The following is a 16,934-nucleotide window of genomic DNA, read 5'->3' on the forward strand; positions in this document are numbered from 1 at the left end:
TGTCTTATTGGTTAAAATATTGTAATTGAAATGTACTTTGTAAATAATTGATTAGCGCGGTTTGAGATTCCAAATCAGATTGAACAGCTTCTTTTATAAGTTGTGTAAATGTTGTATAATCAATTTCCCCTTCTTTATATGCTAATAAAGCACCCACTTTTTGTTCTTTTACAAGTGGTAACACTTCATTTTTGTAAAAAAGCCAAGACGTTTTCCATTTTTGGTAATTTTCTTTAGCTTGAATAAATTTGGATTGTACTTCTTTTTGCATGAATTGCACATTGCCTTCCGTAATCTCCTTATCAATTTTTGCGATTCTAATTTGCGCTTTGTTTGAACCCGATAAAAACGGAATTGAAATACCTGCTTGATAGGTGTAAAATCCCGAATTGCCATCAACTTTTTGTAACCCCCCTTGTAGGTTGAACTTTGGTAAATTATTTGCTTTTGCAGCTTTATAATTGGCTTCGGCTTCATCTACAATATTCTGTGCCATATTGTACAACGGATGATTTTCAATATTGAATGCTTCCATATTTATATCCATAGCAATATCAAATTCATCAGAAACCGTATAAATTTCCTCTGAAACAAACCATAGATTTAATTGCTGTAAAGCGACTAAATAATCACTATACGCCTGCGCTTTTTTATTTTGAATTTGTAAGGCTTGATTTTTAGCTGCTGAATATTCTAATCTTGAAATGGCCTCTACTTCATAATTTAAGGCAACAGCTTTCTCGAAGTTGATATAAATAGAATCTAACTCTTTGTACAAATTATAATTCCTTTTACTCTGCAAAGTATTTGTCCAAGCCTTTTTCACTTCCAATTCTAAATCTAATTCTGAAAGCTGAAACGCTTTTTGAGCTAATTGAATGCGTTGTTCTTGCAATCGCTTTTTCGCAGAAATACCAAACACATCAATGTTGCTTTGGCCAATTCCTATGGTAGTATAAATACCATTTCCATTATTAATTTCCTCACCTCCGGTAAATATTTGAGTTGTGCCAAAATCATAGGCTGTAGCTTTTAGTTGTTCCTGTTTTGTGATTTCCAACTGCTTTTGCTTCAACAACGGATAATTGTTTTTTGAGAGTTTTACAGCCTCCTGTATTGTTATTTCAGGAAGTGTATCGCTTATCTGTTGAGCGTTACTTTGTGTCGAAAAACCAAACATTATAAGTAAAACCGCAGTTGCTGTAACTATCTTTTTATTCATTTTGAACTTAAAAGATTTGTTTTCTACCCAATGGTACAAAATTGGTAACACGAATAGAGTCAGTAATGTAGAAGTCATTAATCCACCAATAACCACGGTTGCCAATGGGCGTTGTACTTCTGCTCCAGCAGATGCCGAAATTGCCATAGGTAAAAACCCCAATACATCTGTAAATGCTGTTAGCATAATTGGTCTGATTCTTCTTTTTGTGCCTTCTACAATCCTATCTTTTAGATTGGTTACACCTTCATCTTTTAACTCGTTGAGCCCGCTAATCATCACTAATCCATTTAAAACCGCAACGCCAAACAGCACAATGAAACCGACACCTGCCGAAATACTAAAAGGCATATCACGTAACCACAATGCCACGACACCACCAATGGTTGCCATAGGAATTGCGATATAAATCATTAAGGTTTGTGGTATGGATTTTAATGCAAAATATATTAATATAAAAATGAGCAATAATGCAATAGGAACAACAGTTTGTAAACGGTTACTGGCACGTTCCAAATTCTCAAAAGCTCCACCATAGCGAATGAAATAACCTGATGGCAATTCTAATTGTGCATCTAGTTTTTTCTTTATTTCAGTTACCAATGATTTTACATCACGACCTCTCAAATTAATCCCTACATAAGTTCTTCTGTTGGTATTGTCTCTACTTATTTGCATTGGTCCTGCTTTGTAGCTAACATCCGCAATTTCACGTAGTGGAATTTGAGTGCCAGAAGGAAGATTGATGTAGAGGTTTTGAACATCTGAAATATCCTTTCGGTTTTGAGAACTTAAACGCACCACTAAATCGAAGCGTTTTTCACCTTCAAAAATCACGCCTGCTGTACCACCAGCAAATGCAGATTGAACAATTTGATTTAGCGCATTTATTTGAAGTCCGTATTGCGCTAATTTATCCCTATCGTAATTAATAGTCATCTGTGGTAGTCCGGTTGTGGCCTCCGCTTTCATATCACCAATACCTTCTGTACCTGCGATAATTTTAGATATTTCTTCAGCTTTTTGGGACAACACATCAATATCTTCACCATATAGTTTTATGGCAATATCTTCTCGAACACCTTCAAGCAATTCATTAAAGCGCATTTCAATAGGTTGGGTAAACTCATAATTAACGCCCGGAACGATTTCAACCGCTTCTTTCATTTTCTCAATCAGCTCATCTTTAGTAGTTGCTGTCGTCCATTCGCTTTTTGGTTTTAGAATTACAAAAACATCCGCTAAATCCATTGGCATTGGGTCTGTTGGTATTTCTGCAACACCAATACGACTAACTATTTTTTCGACTTCTGGAAATTTAGCTTTTACAATTTGCTCTATTTTTGTCGTTGTTTCAATGGTTTCTGTTAGAGAACTACCTGGTTTTAAAATGGCGTGAAATGCAATATCTCCTTCATCGAGTTGCGGGATGAACTCGCCACCCATTCGGCTAAACATAAAAACTGTAATTCCGAATAGCACGACTGCAATACCTATAATCCATTTTCCTTTTTTCAGTGCCTTTACCAATAATGGTTGATACTTATCCTCAACCCAATGCACAAATCTATCTCCATAAGATTTTTTGTCGTTTTTTGGTGCCCTTAACACCAATGCAGACATCATTGGTACATACGTCAAACAAAGCACCATTGCACCTATCATAGCAAAAATGAAAGTTAATGCCATTGGTTTAAACATTTTTCCTTCAATTCCTTGTAAAGCCAGAATTGGAAGAAAAACAATGAGAATAATAAGCTGACCGAAAAAAGCAGCATTCATCATTTTTTTTGAAGCATTTGAAGCCACTTTATCTCTTTCCTTTGCCGTAAGACTCTTCTTTTTTAATACTTGGGAAGTGATAAGAAAAACAGTGCTTTCTACTATAATCACAGCGCCATCTACAATAATTCCAAAATCAATTGCACCCAAGCTCATTAAATTTGCCCATACGTCAAATACATTCATTAGTATAAATGCAAATAATAGGGACAATGGAATGGTTGAAGCCACTATTAAACCGCCTCGCCAGTTTCCTAATAAGAAAATAAGAACGAAAATGACTATTAATGCACCTTCAATTAGATTGGTTGCAACCGTAGAGGTTGTTTCACCGATAAGTTTACTTCGGTCTAACAGTGATTCGATAATGATTCCTTCAGGTAATGACTTTTCTATTTGAGCCATTCGCTCTTTTACATTAGCGATAACATCATTGGAATTAGCACCTTTAAGCATCATCACCAAACCACCTACAACCTCACCTTCACCATCTTGAGTTAATGCACCATAACGAATTGCAGAACCAAATTGTACTGTAGCGATATCACCGATAGTAACAGGAATATTATTAATATTCTTAACCGTAATTTTTTTAATATCCTCTAAACTTCGTACCAGGCCTTCACCACGAATAAAATTAGCTTGATGGTTTTTTTCGATGTACGCACCACCTGTATTTTGATTATTAGCTTCTAGTGCATTAAACACATCAGTAATGGTCAAACCAATGGCGTTTAAATCGTTTGGGTCAACTGCTACTTCGTATTGCTTAATTTTGCCACCTATGGCATTTACTTCAACCACACCTTCAACCATAGCCATTTGACGTTGTACAATCCAATCTTGCATAGAACGCAAGTCTGCGATGGAATATTTGTCTTTAAACTCTGGAGCTACCTTTAATGTGTATTGGTAAATTTCTCCCAGACCTGTTGAAATAGGCCCCATAGAGGGTTCGCCAAAACCAGCAGGAATTTGCTCTTTGACTTCATTTAGTTTTTCCGCTACTAATTGTCGTGGAAGATAGGTTCCCATATCATCGTCGAAGACAATGGTAACCACAGATAGGCCGAAACGAGAAATTGACCTAATTTCCTGTACATTGGGAAGGTTGCTCATTGCGACCTCAACAGGATAGGTTACAATTTGCTCAATATCTTCTGTACCTAAATTTGGTGCTTGTGTAATGACCTGTACTTGGTTGTTAGTAATATCTGGAACAGCATCGATTGGTACCTGGGTCATACTCCAAATACCTGCTCCAATAATGGTGAGCGTAAGCAAACCAATAAGAAATTTGTTATTGATTGAAAAATCAATGATTTTATTAATCATAGAAAATGTGTTAATTCAGTTAAACTATTCGATAGACACTAATTTAATAGTCGTACATCGAAGTAATGAGAACCTGCTTGCAGATTCATAAATGGATATAACTATCCTAAAACTGAATTAAACTTGTGGCGGTTGCCAAATATTGGAATGAAAATCAAATCTATAAATAGATTGATATGGAGAAATTATTTCTGTAGAAATTTTTGGGTCAATAGCAACAAGGTTAAAACTACCCAAAGGCTCGTAAGTAATTGACATCCCACAACAGTTACAGATACAGGTTACGGGACAGGAATCGTCACTATCTTCTTGATGGTTGTGATTAACACTTATTTCTTTTGGATTTTGGTCTTCCAGATTTTGACCATCAGAACATGGTTTTACTGATAGAAACAGTAAAAACAAGGATAATATGATTGTTGCAAATTTCACAAATACAAAGATAAAAATTATTTAATGCAATGGTTGTGCAAAATTAGAATGATTCAAAAATTGACTACGCTATCCAAAGCATCATCAGCATCTTTGTGAATGAAGTTAGCTTGATAATTAATCGTAGTTTTTAAATTACCAATTACAGAAGAAAACTAATTATATTTTGATGGCTCAAAAGAGACTAAATACACTAAAATAAAACAAATTGAAATCTATGTAAAAACAAAAAACTTAAATGAATTACTTAATCAAGCTAATGACTTTATCAATTCAAAAATGAATGGAATGACCACTAGTGATAGAGTTCAAGCTTCTCGTATGGGAAAGGAAATTATATTAGGCATAAACGCCACGTATAAGAAAACTAAAGACCCTGAACTGATGAAAATCATGAAAGCTGTAACAGAGAAGAAAAGAAAATTTGAGAAAAGGCTTAAGATGAGACCATAGGTTTGATTGAAATATTTGAAGCTAGTAGTTTTGGCACAGCTTAAGATTTTGGTATAAGTTCTTGTAGGGTTCGGCAAGGTCTTGCGATATGTCTACTTCATTTCGGTGGCAAGATCCAAGCACGTTTCGCTACGCTCACTCCACTTGGAGCTTTTACCTTCATTACGCAGACAAATCTCAGACCGCGCATAAAGACAAAACACAACTTAAAAAAGTTGTGTTTGCCTTTATCTTTTCCTTTTGCGAACCCTACCCAAGTAAAACTATTTCAATGTGACTTCTTGATACAATTTCTCAAAAAGTAATTTTTGTAAAGAGACCTCATAAATCAATGATAGAGTATGTAGCTGCTTCAGCGATATTTGTGATTCGCCTTTCTCAATTTTTCTATAACCGGTCTTAGATAATCCTAAATACTTCCCTACCAGTTCTAACGAATGTCCTCTACTCTTACGTAAAAATTCAATGTTATCTAATATGGAAGTGTGTAACTCTTCAAAGTTTTTCATAATTACAAATATAAAAAAGTTCACTTTAAGTCAACATTTTGTGAGAATTAATTATATTTGTAGTGAACCCATTACAATTCTTATTAAAATGAAAAATCTACAAATCTTACTTACTGCCTGCGCTATAACAACCTTGTTCTATTCTTGCAATAATGACGATGATGTGTCTATAGACGACAGAGATACCGCTATTTTAGGTCAATGGGAATACGTATCTATCATGTCTGATAGAGCCGTTGATTTGAATGGCGATAATGAGTCTAATATTGATCTTTTTGGAACTCAAGAGCTAAAACAGTGTGTAAAAGATAATCTCACTCTATTTACCGAAAGTGGACCGTCGAACAAGCCTGAATTTAATGTTAATGAGAATAATTTAACATGTGATAACAACGACCCATTTTCATTAGTTGAAGAAGACTTTTGGACACTTAGTAACAATAACACTGTAATTACTTTCGAGAATAGGAATCCGTATAGAATAGTTGAGCTCACCAATGATAGACTAGTCGTTGAAATGGATGATGTCTTTGAAGGTTTAGACTATATCGTTACCACGGTTTTTAGCAAAAGATAAACCTGAGCTAATACTGAAAATAAAAAGGTCAAGAATTATATTCTTGACCTTTCTTAATAAAACTGAGCTTTGTTTTAAACCCTAATGACATTACCTGTAACCGTTTCGCTCCACTGACCATTACTATCTTCTATTCTTACTTCATATCTTTGGTCTAAGAACCTCAAGTCCCTTTCTTTCCCTCTTTCCTCTAATAAGAAATATCTGTTAACTCCAGACCCACTAGCATCGTTGTAGTTAAAAAGAAAAGTACTCCACTTTCTGTCCTTTCTATTCCAAATTCGTATCTCAACTCTGCGTATCGTACTGCCATTAAATGCCTCCGAACAGGCTACATCCCAGCATGTATATATCCGTACTTGATAATCACACCCATTAAGACCACCACAACTCACATTATGCTTTTCACCCTTTACCATAGCAACTGGTTTCTTAAACATGGTTATTGGTTCGCTCTCGGAGTTTGATATGTCTGTAGAGTTTTCCACTCTTACATTGATAGTGAAGTTTTCATCCGTTTCAGGGGTAAATTGAATTGATGTTGAACCATAGTCTAATGGAATTGATTCACCCTCTCTATATATGATGCCTTTATATCTCATATACCCCGCTGTTGCTCCAACAAAATTATATGTCAATTCATAAGTTACATTAGGGTCATGTCCAGCATTGGCATTCGTTACCACAGTAATCCAAAAAGGTTGATTCTCATATTTATCAACGGCTGCTTGACTCACACTTAAATCAAAAAACTCTTCGTATTTTTCATATTCGATATTTACGAGAGCTGTTTTCTCAACACCTGATGTCGATACAGTTGTGAAAACTATCTCATGTGCCCCATCTGTTGAACCGGTATAAACTCCATTAAAAGAGCCTGTGGGCACGGAAAATGTTTCTCCGGGGGAATAGGTGTTGCCATCATAGAAAAGCTGACTATTGTTACCAATGGAAGTATATGACATTGTAAATTCTTCACTCTCACCATCCTTTTCTGTTATATTGAAACTCACGGGAACTGGATTACCAGTAAAAGCCTTTGATTCTGAAGCATTCGCAATAAATGTATAATCCTTATTACGAACTTTTATAATCAATTCACGGGTTACCTTGGCCCCGTCTGCTGCCTCTGCAGTAGCTATTAATTTATGTTCCCCTGGTACATCAGTAAGATACCCTAGTTCTGACTCTCCCTTTTGAAGATGTAGTTTTTCACCTTCTTCATATTCTTCATCTTGGTAGGATAGCTTAGCGGTTCCATTCTCAATTTGATAAGTGACTTCAAAAGCATTTTCTTCCTCTGAATCTTCATTTACGTTATCTCGAATTAAATTGACAATAACAGGATTGTAAGTATTGACTATAAAATCATCACTTCCTTTGTTTAAGAGAAAGGTAAAATTTGTCTGTTTTACGTCATAAACAAGCTCTATTACTTCAGAATTGTTATTGCTATCCCAAGCCAATACTTCGACCCTATGAATCCCTTTGTCCATATGCTTATAATTATAGTCAAAGTTGTGTTTTATAAGGTTGATGGTGTCATTCTCACTAATGGTTTCGCCATCTATATTTAAAAAGGAACCATCACCTTCTAACACATTATATTTCATGTAATATTCTACAGTTGTAATCTCCTTCTCAGGAGTTAAAATAAACGAAGTACGAGTTGTACCAAATACAACTCCTTCAGCATCATGTTCTTCTGTAAAACTGAAACCAAAATTATCGACTATAATGTCATCAAAATCTTTAGTACAGCTAAACAAAATGAATGCTCCAAGAGCCAGCCCCCCGAAAAGGGCTCTAAGTTTTGTGGGATGATTTTTCATTTTTTTAGTGTTTATATTTATTGTGTTCTAGAATAGAAAATACCTTAACCCTATGCCCGCATAGGGATAAAAATTTCCTACATCGCTATTTGCATGATAATATTCATTCGCCTTTATTAAAACTGATAAATTGTTACCTAAAACTATTTCACCTTCAATACCTACAAATGCACCATAGATAAATTGACTTTTGCCATCAATTACTGCTCCAGTAGGCAGGCTGGTGTCTCCGTTATTAATCGCCTCATAGCCAAAGACACCACCGCCACCAATATTTAGCGCGTATTTTTTGAATGTCTTTTGCTCCAAAAGCTTAAAGAAATAACCTGGTTGAATGGTAAAAACATTGTATGGTATATTGAAAGTACCCTTGTCTTCGGCAATAGCCACAAGAATACTTAGCTGAGCGTAGTCATTTCTGCTCAAATGATAGTTGTATGTGGCCATTATTCCATAACCATCTTCGACATATCCACCACTCAAACCTACTGAAGAAGCATAATTACCACTCCGTTGTGAATATGCCGTGAAAAATATTGAGAGAAAGGTGCACAAGAAAATTAGTCTTTTCATAATCAAAATCTTATTGGGTCGTTAACGGTTTCTTTATCAATGTTTAGAGAAAAGTTTCTATCACCAGACTCTTCATCTATTTCTATAACAAGCTCTTTTTTGTCATCAAGTGTGATTTTTTTAATTACAATTACAAAGTAGTTTTCGGTATTACCCTTGACCCTTTTTGGCACCTTGAACTCGTACAAAAGGCCATTATCCTTTGTAATTTCTATTTTCTGATTTGTCACTCCTCTATTTGAGCTTTGAATAAAATATTTTATAAAATTCACATCAAAATCAACCTGTTTCTTGTTTTCCAGTCTTACCTGTATATATAGTTCATTTTGATTGTAATAAATCCCTTGAAGCCATAAGTACATACCATCCTTTTTGCCAAAATAACGTGCGATTCTAGCCTTGTCAAATTGTAGATAATAACTCCTTAATCGATAATATTCTTCACGGTCATTCACATATAAACTTGGTGTGGCAATTTTCGGAATAGAGTCAGTTGGAGGGTAATCAATAGTTGATGTTAAAACGTTTTCCTTGGGCTCTGAATTACTGGTTTTATCGCTTCTCCATTCTTCAGATGCATCTGAGCTTTTTATTTTAGAAGCAGAGCTTTCAGTAGTGGCATTCTCGATATTCATTTGTGCCATATCAGGTTTGATATGCCATGTTAGTTTTTTAGGGTTTTTGGAAAGTTTAAGAATAAAATTGAAAAGGTCTCCTGATTCAGTAATTACGGTAAGATTTGTATAGTTCTCTTTTTCTCTGGCTAAATCCTCATAATAAACTTTTAGTATTCTTTCATTGAACCTACTACCTACTTCTTTAGGTAAATCAATAGAAAACCCAATATCACTTCCTATGATGCTTTCTGAAATGCTCTCTTTAAAGATTAAAACAGTCTTAAATTTTCGCGATACTTCAATTGTATCTTGAATACTCTGCGCATTTAGATTAATACAACACAACAAAAGGATTGGAATTATTAATTTTTTAATCATCTATCTTTTTTTAAGGTTAGAAATACTGGATGTCCATTTCTAAGAAGTATTTCGTCTTTGTTTTTTCTTTTCTTTCTTTTGAAGTATTTGTTAAATGCACTAATAGTATTATCGCTCATAGGGTTATCAATCTGTCTCGACACCTCAAGTGAAATGTCTTGCACAGTCCCTTCTTCAACATCACTATAAAACTCTGAAAGTAATTCTCCTGCCTGTGGGTTATATATACCAACACCTCCATTTCTAGCTTTTACTTCTAGATTAATAGGGAAATCGTCAACATTGTCTATTTCCAATAAAACCCTTGATTGCCTTATGTTTGCTTTAGCATACACAAAAGTGTTTTTGGGAAAGCTTTTGCCATTAAATGTCAGCTCTTCCTTTAGAATTAGCGTGACTAATTTACCTGGTAGAATGAACTGATCTTTGTATATGGCAGCACTAACTTTTAGATTAGATAATGAAGTACTTAATTGATTATTCTTGGATTTAGGTGCGGAGTAATCTTGACTCTTTGCTTTTCTCTTTTCACGAGCTTCCAAGAGCATATTTCGATACTCTAACTTTTGCTCATATTCACTAACTTCATTCGTTTGATTTGAACGATTTGTTATACTATTGTTAGTAGTCACGTCTATTTCTCTATTTTTTGGAGAAACGTCAGCAACTTTGTTTTCATCAATGGAAAAGTTCTCTAAGTCCTCTAATATTTGTTCAAGTGAGTCCTTTTCTTTTTCCCTCCCAACAATATTTTTGATTTTACCTTTATCTCGCAATTTGTCCAATGAATCATTAACAGACTCTTTGAAGTATGTGTTAGGGTCTTTAATTTCAAGTTCATTTGATTGATTGGGCAGGCTATTATTGTAACCATTATTTTCAATTGAACTATCAGGTGGAGAAGTCATTCCCTGTATACTGTTGCTGATAAAGTACACCAAGAGAAGAACAACAATAGGAAGTGCCATAGCAAAAAGCTTGTGCTGACGTATCCAACTATTAAAATTTTGAGCGAGTTGTGCCATAGTAAGTTAAGTTTTTACATTCCAGTAGGTAAGTCGTTATTTTCTCTAACAACAAAACGGACAATCTTAAGACCGTTAAGGTTGTTAGGGGTAGATTTGGTTTCCTTAATATAGCCAGTCGTTATTAGACTTCTATATTCTGTTTGTCCATCTTTTTCAATTTTTTGCTTTCCAATAAATTCAAATTTGAAAGGGTACTTAGAGTAATCAACAATTATTGTATCTCTTTCTAGTTCTATAGAATAACCACTCTTGGCTATATCATCGTAATAGTCTTGATCCACAAGCCTATTGTAAAGTCGGGCTCCGGAATGACCAACCATATAAAGAGCCTTTTCTTCAATATTCTTTTTTATGTACTCTAAATCCGGTTCTAAATCAAAAAAGAGTTCATGAAAGATTTCTATATGCCCTTCACACAAAATGTCAATTGCGTTTTTGTAGTCCTTGACCCTTACCAGTGACAGCTTTTGTCCATTATCTAAAAGGTAGAATCCATTTTTCGCACTTTCACTGGTTTTGTAAACAATGAATGTGCAACAAATGCTACAAAGAAGCATAAACGTTAAAGATAATAAAACCAGACGGTTAGTCCGCCTTTCTGACATGCTTATATCGTTAAAAACCTTGTAACTTTCGTTTAACTTCATGATTACCCTATTGAATTAATGTTCTTACGGCTTTTGTAGTCCCGCCAGTTTTGGCGTCCATCGCAGTTTGCGCAGCCTTTTTTGTATAATGTTTAGTATTATCTTTAAGTTGGTTTGCACTAACATTCATCCCTTGCATTATGAAATTTGACAATGCAGGTGCTTTTAAATAGACAAACAAGTTCATCAGTACTAAAAGACCACTTGTCAAAACCATACCTAGATTCGCTCCATTTCCAACAAGTAGAGAATCGATTAACTTCTCCATTATTCGAAGCATAAAATTGTCTATTAGATATAGCATTGGAACCCATAGACAAACACTCATAAATTTTTGCACCCATGCCTTCCACATATCGGAAAATGCGGGGATAAAGGATAGCCCAATATTTAAAGGGCCGAAAATTATTAGGACGAACAGATATACAATTGACATTGCCTTAATACCAATAAAGACAACAGTAGAAATTACAGCCGCAAAGGTTGTTATTCCAGATGTTAAACCACTAAGCACAATAGCTTCAAGTGAAGCTGAATCCATAGCTATCAAACTCCATGTTCCACCTTCCTCTGCCAATGCTTTTGTTTGAGCTATAAATATTTTCGTTTGTAAAACATCCCACGAAATATCATTTGATTTTAAAGAATTCCCAATTACCAAATAGAATGACAGAATGGAACGTGTGACGAGTTTATACATGAGAAGAAAAATGGCCAACGGGACCCATTTCAGGTATTCAAAAAAGTCCGTTCTGCGTTCTTCACTCATAAAGGTTTTTAAGGCTACTATTGCAATGCCAATATAAGCTAGCTGTAACCCAATATTCAAAATAGGGTCAACCATTTCAAAAGCTTCTACGATATATGCGTCAAATATATCGTTAGCCGCTTCGCGTAAACCTTTATCTGTTCTATTTTGTAACATTCCAGTCTTTACTTCTTAATTGATATCAATCACTGATTGACGAATTTTTCTTGATGCATTTAACCTAAGTAACTTTTCATTCTCGGCTATAAGCTCCTCTAATATTTGTTCTAGCCTTGCGTTAATATCTCCTATCCTATTTATTCGTTCTTCAGGGTTAATAATAGAATTCGTGTTGAGTATTGTTTTGCATTGTTTGAATAAGGCATTGGTTTTTTTAATTGCCTCAGATGCATTAAGCAAAAACTGTTTTTTCTCTGAAGATTCGAGATTTTTAAAGTCCCTTATCTGCTTTTCACTTGAACGATAGGCCGCTAATATTTTGTTCTTCAAATCTTCTGTAACAACTACTTCTTGCGATTGTAACACATAATTTGGAGCGGTCTTTTTTGCATCCAACTCTTCCTTAAGAATTTCTCTTGATTTAGTTGAAATGTTATTATTCTTCTCTAGTAAACGTATAACCCTGACCAAGTTTCTATTTACACCATTGAGTTGAGCGTTTATCGATTTCAACTGCAAATTCATTTGTAACAATTGCTGGTTCGAAATCCCTAATGAGGCATTTGTAGCTGCATCTGTGACTGGAATTTGGCCCATTACAATAATTGGACACATAATAAAGAGGTAAACTAACTTTTTCATTTTTCGTTTCTATTTAGAGGAATTATAGGCATATGACTTTGCCGTTAATTCCCAGTTGTTATTATTGTTTTTATAGATTGTATTTATCTTGTCGCACTCAGTAGCATTGGTTTCATAAATGCATTTTTCGATTAAAGAAGTTTCAACGCCATAAACTTTCACCCTATCCATCCAACAAAAGGCTACTTCTCTTAGTTTTCTTTTTTCTGGTAAATCTTTATTTATAGAGAGTATGAGTTGTTTTTGTTTTTCACCCAATCCCATTGTGGACTGAACTTTATCGAATGAGTTCTCTAAATCCCTCATATCCAAAAACAGTTTAATATGGGAGTTAACTACAATGGCCGTTTTTATTACTTCTGAAGAAATGAAGTCATCCACTTTTTGAGATATGAAAATAGGCTGTCCCCCATACTTTCTTGCCATTCTTGATTGCCCATTAAAATATGACTCAAGCTCAGGCCTCACTAACGCCTTCCATGCTTCGTCCACAACCATCATTTTATTTATGGATAGCTTTGACTTATCGTTTAGCTTTTTAGTGAAAATCTCCATTATCATTAGCGCCGATATTGGAAACAACAACTCATTATCAATGAGTTTTCCAAGCTTGAAGTAAACAACCTTTTCCTTGCTCAAATGAGTTATACGCTCGTCTTCATGGTTCAATAATTTGCCACGTGGACCATCTTTGTAATATTTCTCTAGTAGAAATAGAAATATATCTGGGTCAAAAATTGTTCTTGAAATACCTTTAGACTGAATAAGAGCAAGAATTGATTGCTTTGAGTATTCAAAAAAGGAATCAAACTTAAAATCTGTCCTATTATAAGACCACATTTCATTGTAATAGCCTACAATGAGGTTTTCTAAAACTGTATTTCTAACCTCTAATGGAATGGAAGGCCCTTCCTTTGAACTCCCACCGGTTATCAATTTTAAAACCGTGACAAGAAAAACTATCTTGTCCTCAGATAAACTTGCCGTAGTGTTACCATTGCTATGTCTGTGAACAACATCATATTCATCTAGCTTAAAGGGATTGTAAGTGAAGGGTTTTTCATCATTATGCTCTATGATAACCCCATTGAAGACTTGGGTTATCTTATCATAGGAATTGCCATCTTCCATTATTACAGCCTCGGCACCTCTTCTTAGTTCAGAGGCCATATAGTGATTTGAGACAAAGGACTTACCTCCACCTGATCCTGAAGCTATTAGTGTTCCTCTATTGAATATCCAATCATTCTTTTCTGGTTCCTCATAAACGCTAACTGTTAGCGGTCGTCCCGAAGTTCTGTCTACTAACCTAATACCGTCTATTGTGTAAGAACTATCTTTATATTCACCTTCAAAATAGAGCATAGAAGCCGCCATATCACTAGACATTGGCAAATACATATCAGTAGATAGTCCCACAGAATTCCCTCCAACACCAGCGAAAAACAAGTTCTTACGGTCTAAAGAATTTTCCTTAATGTTAATTTTCAACTTTTTAAATGCACCAGAAATATTGTTGCACATTTTTCTTCTATCTGCTGAATTTTCTGATATACCAAGAACATTTAAATGGTAATAGACTATCTGTTTATGATTTTCCAGAATGTCCTTGTTGAACTCATATATTTGGTTGGCGTAGATGCTATTTCCGTCGTCTTTCTTTCCATTCGAAAATTGGTTGAATCGTTTCGCCTTTTTTCTTAATTGACTTAAAACTTTCTCTTGATTTGGTATATATATGTATTGATTTATTATGTGCTCATAAGGAATTTTAAAACCTATCGAAAACAGGTTGCCTATTGGAAATAGATTGTGTCTAGTTGTGAATTTACCGTAGTATTCATTTTGACCTATGTGGTTCTTTGTGAACTGGTCCAGATTCTCTAGAGTGAAAAATTGTGCCTTTTTATTATTTATAGATATTTCATTTTCAGAAAAATCAATATCTGGAAGTTCTATGTTGCCATTTGAGATACTAAAGTATCTAGAGTACAATCCATTGTCGTCAAATAAGGCGTCATATTCCAAAACTTTACATTTAACCAGCGATGAACTATTTATTAAATCGCAGACGCTCTCAACGGAATTTTCAAAGTCATTTATTACCTCACTATTCATAAACTCTTCTGGAATGGTTTTCTCTAGAAAATGAGCTCTGGTCTTATTAAGAAAAGAATTAACCCTTCTTGGGTCGTAGTGAATGTAGTTTGAGGGAACTTTACTGATAAAAAGGAAATGCTTAGTTCTTAAATACGGCCTATCTGAAAAGTGAATTTCGTTACCCCTTTCCATGAAATCTCCTGCCAATCTTTTGGCTAGAGGCTTGTAATATTCCTTAAAAAAGTAATCTTGTTTATGTATGATTATGCTAGAACCTAAGACACTGATAATGTTCGAAAAAAGCTCGTTAAGCGCGATATAGTCAGACTCGTCAAGAGTAAAAACCTCTGGCAGTTCTAATTCTAGTGGTACAGTTATACATCCCTTTTCTTTAGAAATCAGGGATTTTCTATCGTACCCATAAATGGGAAATATATCGAGTAACTCTACCTTCTTTCCCATAACACCATTTTTGAAAATGAACCGGAAACCTTTACTTGTTGAGGCTTAGAATTATCTGCTATTTTTTTTATAAACCCATTGGCTCCATAAGTCCTAGAGTAAAACAGAAGTATTACAAAGACACATCCCACCATACCTGTGGTAACTAGTAAAGCCAGACTGGTTGGAATTAGCAGTGAAAGTCCTAAACCAAAGGCAATTACACCAACCCCGATATAAATACAGTAGTTGATGTATTTAGCCTTTAGCCCCAGAAACAGAACTTCTTTCTGAAGTCCTTTTCGTATTTCGGTATAGTTATGGTTCATAAAGAATTGGCTTTATGAACGAATACTATCCCCAACAGCAAGAATTATCCAAAACAAGGCAATTCCAATTATGATTTGCCCCACTTTCTTGGTTAAATCATTTTGCTGTTCACGCAAATACAAGAATACTAAAGCACCAATGATAACAGAAACGGCGGCAATAGTCTTGACAGCACTAATAATGATATCAGCTACTCTTTCAAAACCTGAGCGGCTTCGTTCTAATTCTTGTGCTAAGTCTTCTATTTGACCTATGGCTGTACTCGGAATAAGTACAACGCAGCAAAAAATAATTAATAATTTAAGTTCCGGAATCGGAATCTTTTTTGTTCGCAGAGTCCTCGCTGCGAATGATTTTAAATTTTTCATTCTTTTCGTGAGTTAAGGAATATTTATTTTTTTCGCTTGTAGAACCTTTCTTAAAAACCTCCAGGAGTTCAGAGTTGTTTTCAACTTCATCAACCTGGCTGAGTATGGTTTCTAAATCAGTTTTTTCATGTTCAGAAAGCGAATCATTTACAAATTTATTATTTATTTGCAAATATGCATCATTTTTATCATCTTTTATTTTATTATCTTTCTTTTTGGATAACAATACCCCTAGTACGTATACATAGTATACGCCAGCAAGAGACAGTAATGTAATCCACATAATATTCAAAATCAGTGTTTTATAGTTTTGCTATTATAGCTTGTAATTGACTTTTCCTCTTGTGCATATAGTGCTCAAGAACTTTTCGTATAATATCATTTCTATTAATTCTTTTCTTCGTTTTAAAGCTCATGCCAAAGGCAATGTTCTCATAATCTTCTAAACAATCTCCACTTAGGGACATTAAAAAAGGCTCTTTCTTATCTCTATAAAACTCGGAATCAAGCATTTTATTGAAATCCGACAATACTTTTGATTCAGTGTTTGACACATGTGTTAACGTCTCCCTCTTGTGTGACCCTGAACTAGGAATATCTTCGTTTTCTGTATCAGATTCTTCTTCGTACTTTTTTATAGCTGGTTCTCTTTGATTTTTGAACTCATCCAAGGCTTCAGAAGACTTGTCACCATCAACAATGATTTTCTTGATTAAATCGTTGGTGCTATTATTTTTCAT

17 protein-coding genes are annotated in these 16,934 nt (G+C 34.7%); 2 read left to right on the plus strand and 15 right to left on the minus strand.

Annotation, left to right across the window (positions count from 1 at the left end):
* Nucleotides 1–4: 4 nt before the first annotated feature.
* Together EYD46_RS12440 and EYD46_RS12445 are read right to left on the minus strand one after the other, a co-directional pair.
* Nucleotides 5–4,339 carry a CusA/CzcA family heavy metal efflux RND transporter gene (locus tag EYD46_RS12440; RefSeq protein ID WP_130937498.1) on the minus strand — a complete coding sequence of 1,445 codons (4,335 nt, stop codon included), beginning with the start codon at nucleotides 4,337–4,339 and terminating at the stop codon, nucleotides 5–7.
* Between the two features lie 117 nt (nucleotides 4,340–4,456).
* Nucleotides 4,457–4,771 (minus strand): DUF6660 family protein, encoded by a 315-nt coding sequence (locus EYD46_RS12445; RefSeq protein WP_130937499.1) that lies wholly within the window; start codon nucleotides 4,769–4,771, stop codon nucleotides 4,457–4,459.
* Between the two features lie 288 nt (nucleotides 4,772–5,059).
* On the opposite strand from EYD46_RS12445, the gene EYD46_RS17790 reads away from it, so the two are divergent.
* The gene (locus EYD46_RS17790; RefSeq protein WP_165454377.1) at nucleotides 5,060–5,224 is read left to right on the plus strand and encodes a hypothetical protein; all 165 of its coding nucleotides are present in this window, start codon (nucleotides 5,060–5,062) and stop codon (nucleotides 5,222–5,224) included.
* A gap of 263 nt (nucleotides 5,225–5,487) precedes the next feature.
* Here EYD46_RS17790 and EYD46_RS18140 read toward each other — a convergent pair whose 3' ends face one another.
* Nucleotides 5,488–5,733: a helix-turn-helix domain-containing protein gene (locus EYD46_RS18140; protein WP_130937500.1), complete on the minus strand. Its 246-nt coding sequence runs from the start codon at nucleotides 5,731–5,733 to the stop codon at nucleotides 5,488–5,490.
* Nucleotides 5,734–5,821: 88 nt separating this feature from the next.
* Here EYD46_RS18140 and EYD46_RS12455 point away from each other — a divergent pair, with 88 nt between their 5' ends.
* On the plus strand, nucleotides 5,822–6,310 hold the full coding sequence (locus EYD46_RS12455; protein ID WP_130937501.1) for a lipocalin family protein: 489 nt from the start codon (nucleotides 5,822–5,824) through the stop codon (nucleotides 6,308–6,310).
* Nucleotides 6,311–6,384: 74 nt separating this feature from the next.
* Here EYD46_RS12455 and EYD46_RS12460 read toward each other — a convergent pair whose 3' ends face one another.
* From EYD46_RS12460 to EYD46_RS12515, 12 genes are read right to left on the minus strand one after another with little or no spacing between them, the layout of a single operon-like run.
* Complete coding sequence (locus EYD46_RS12460) at nucleotides 6,385–8,142, minus strand: TraQ conjugal transfer family protein (protein WP_130937502.1); 1,758 nt, start codon at nucleotides 8,140–8,142, stop codon at nucleotides 6,385–6,387.
* Nucleotides 8,143–8,169: 27 nt separating this feature from the next.
* Entirely contained in the window at nucleotides 8,170–8,697 is a 528-nt protein-coding gene (locus EYD46_RS12465) for a conjugal transfer protein TraO (RefSeq protein WP_165454380.1), read from the minus strand.
* Between the two features lie 20 nt (nucleotides 8,698–8,717).
* Nucleotides 8,718–9,710: a DUF4138 domain-containing protein gene (locus EYD46_RS12470; protein WP_130937504.1), complete on the minus strand. Its 993-nt coding sequence runs from the start codon at nucleotides 9,708–9,710 to the stop codon at nucleotides 8,718–8,720.
* Complete coding sequence (gene traM, locus EYD46_RS12475) at nucleotides 9,707–10,735, minus strand: conjugative transposon protein TraM (RefSeq protein ID WP_130937505.1); 1,029 nt, start codon at nucleotides 10,733–10,735, stop codon at nucleotides 9,707–9,709. Before traM ends, EYD46_RS12470 begins: the two co-directional genes overlap by 4 nt.
* A 14-nt stretch (nucleotides 10,736–10,749) precedes the next feature.
* On the minus strand, nucleotides 10,750–11,385 hold the full coding sequence (locus EYD46_RS12480; protein WP_130937506.1) for a hypothetical protein: 636 nt from the start codon (nucleotides 11,383–11,385) through the stop codon (nucleotides 10,750–10,752).
* 7 nt (nucleotides 11,386–11,392) lie between these two features.
* Nucleotides 11,393–12,310, minus strand: coding sequence for a hypothetical protein (locus EYD46_RS12485; RefSeq protein ID WP_130937507.1), 918 nt, complete (start codon nucleotides 12,308–12,310; stop codon nucleotides 11,393–11,395).
* A gap of 15 nt (nucleotides 12,311–12,325) precedes the next feature.
* Nucleotides 12,326–12,955, minus strand: a complete 630-nt coding sequence (locus EYD46_RS12490; RefSeq protein WP_130937508.1) for a hypothetical protein — start codon at nucleotides 12,953–12,955, stop codon at nucleotides 12,326–12,328.
* A gap of 9 nt (nucleotides 12,956–12,964) precedes the next feature.
* The gene (locus EYD46_RS12495) at nucleotides 12,965–15,517 is read right to left on the minus strand and encodes a TraG family conjugative transposon ATPase (protein WP_130937509.1); all 2,553 of its coding nucleotides are present in this window, start codon (nucleotides 15,515–15,517) and stop codon (nucleotides 12,965–12,967) included.
* A complete protein-coding gene (locus EYD46_RS12500) occupies nucleotides 15,502–15,825 on the minus strand; it encodes a DUF4133 domain-containing protein (protein ID WP_130937510.1) in 324 nt (107 codons plus the stop codon). The genes EYD46_RS12495 and EYD46_RS12500 overlap by 16 nt, the downstream gene beginning before the upstream one ends.
* 12 nt (nucleotides 15,826–15,837) lie before the next feature.
* Complete coding sequence (locus tag EYD46_RS12505) at nucleotides 15,838–16,194, minus strand: hypothetical protein (RefSeq protein WP_130937511.1); 357 nt, start codon at nucleotides 16,192–16,194, stop codon at nucleotides 15,838–15,840.
* A complete protein-coding gene (locus tag EYD46_RS12510) occupies nucleotides 16,127–16,477 on the minus strand; it encodes a hypothetical protein (RefSeq protein ID WP_165454381.1) in 351 nt (116 codons plus the stop codon). The genes EYD46_RS12505 and EYD46_RS12510 overlap by 68 nt, the downstream gene beginning before the upstream one ends.
* A gap of 19 nt (nucleotides 16,478–16,496) precedes the next feature.
* The gene (locus EYD46_RS12515) at nucleotides 16,497–16,934 is read right to left on the minus strand and encodes a hypothetical protein (RefSeq protein WP_130937513.1); all 438 of its coding nucleotides are present in this window, start codon (nucleotides 16,932–16,934) and stop codon (nucleotides 16,497–16,499) included.

Origin of the sequence: Hyunsoonleella pacifica, assembly GCF_004310335.1 — a bacterium.
Lineage (GTDB): Bacteria > Bacteroidota > Bacteroidia > Flavobacteriales > Flavobacteriaceae > Jejuia > Jejuia pacifica.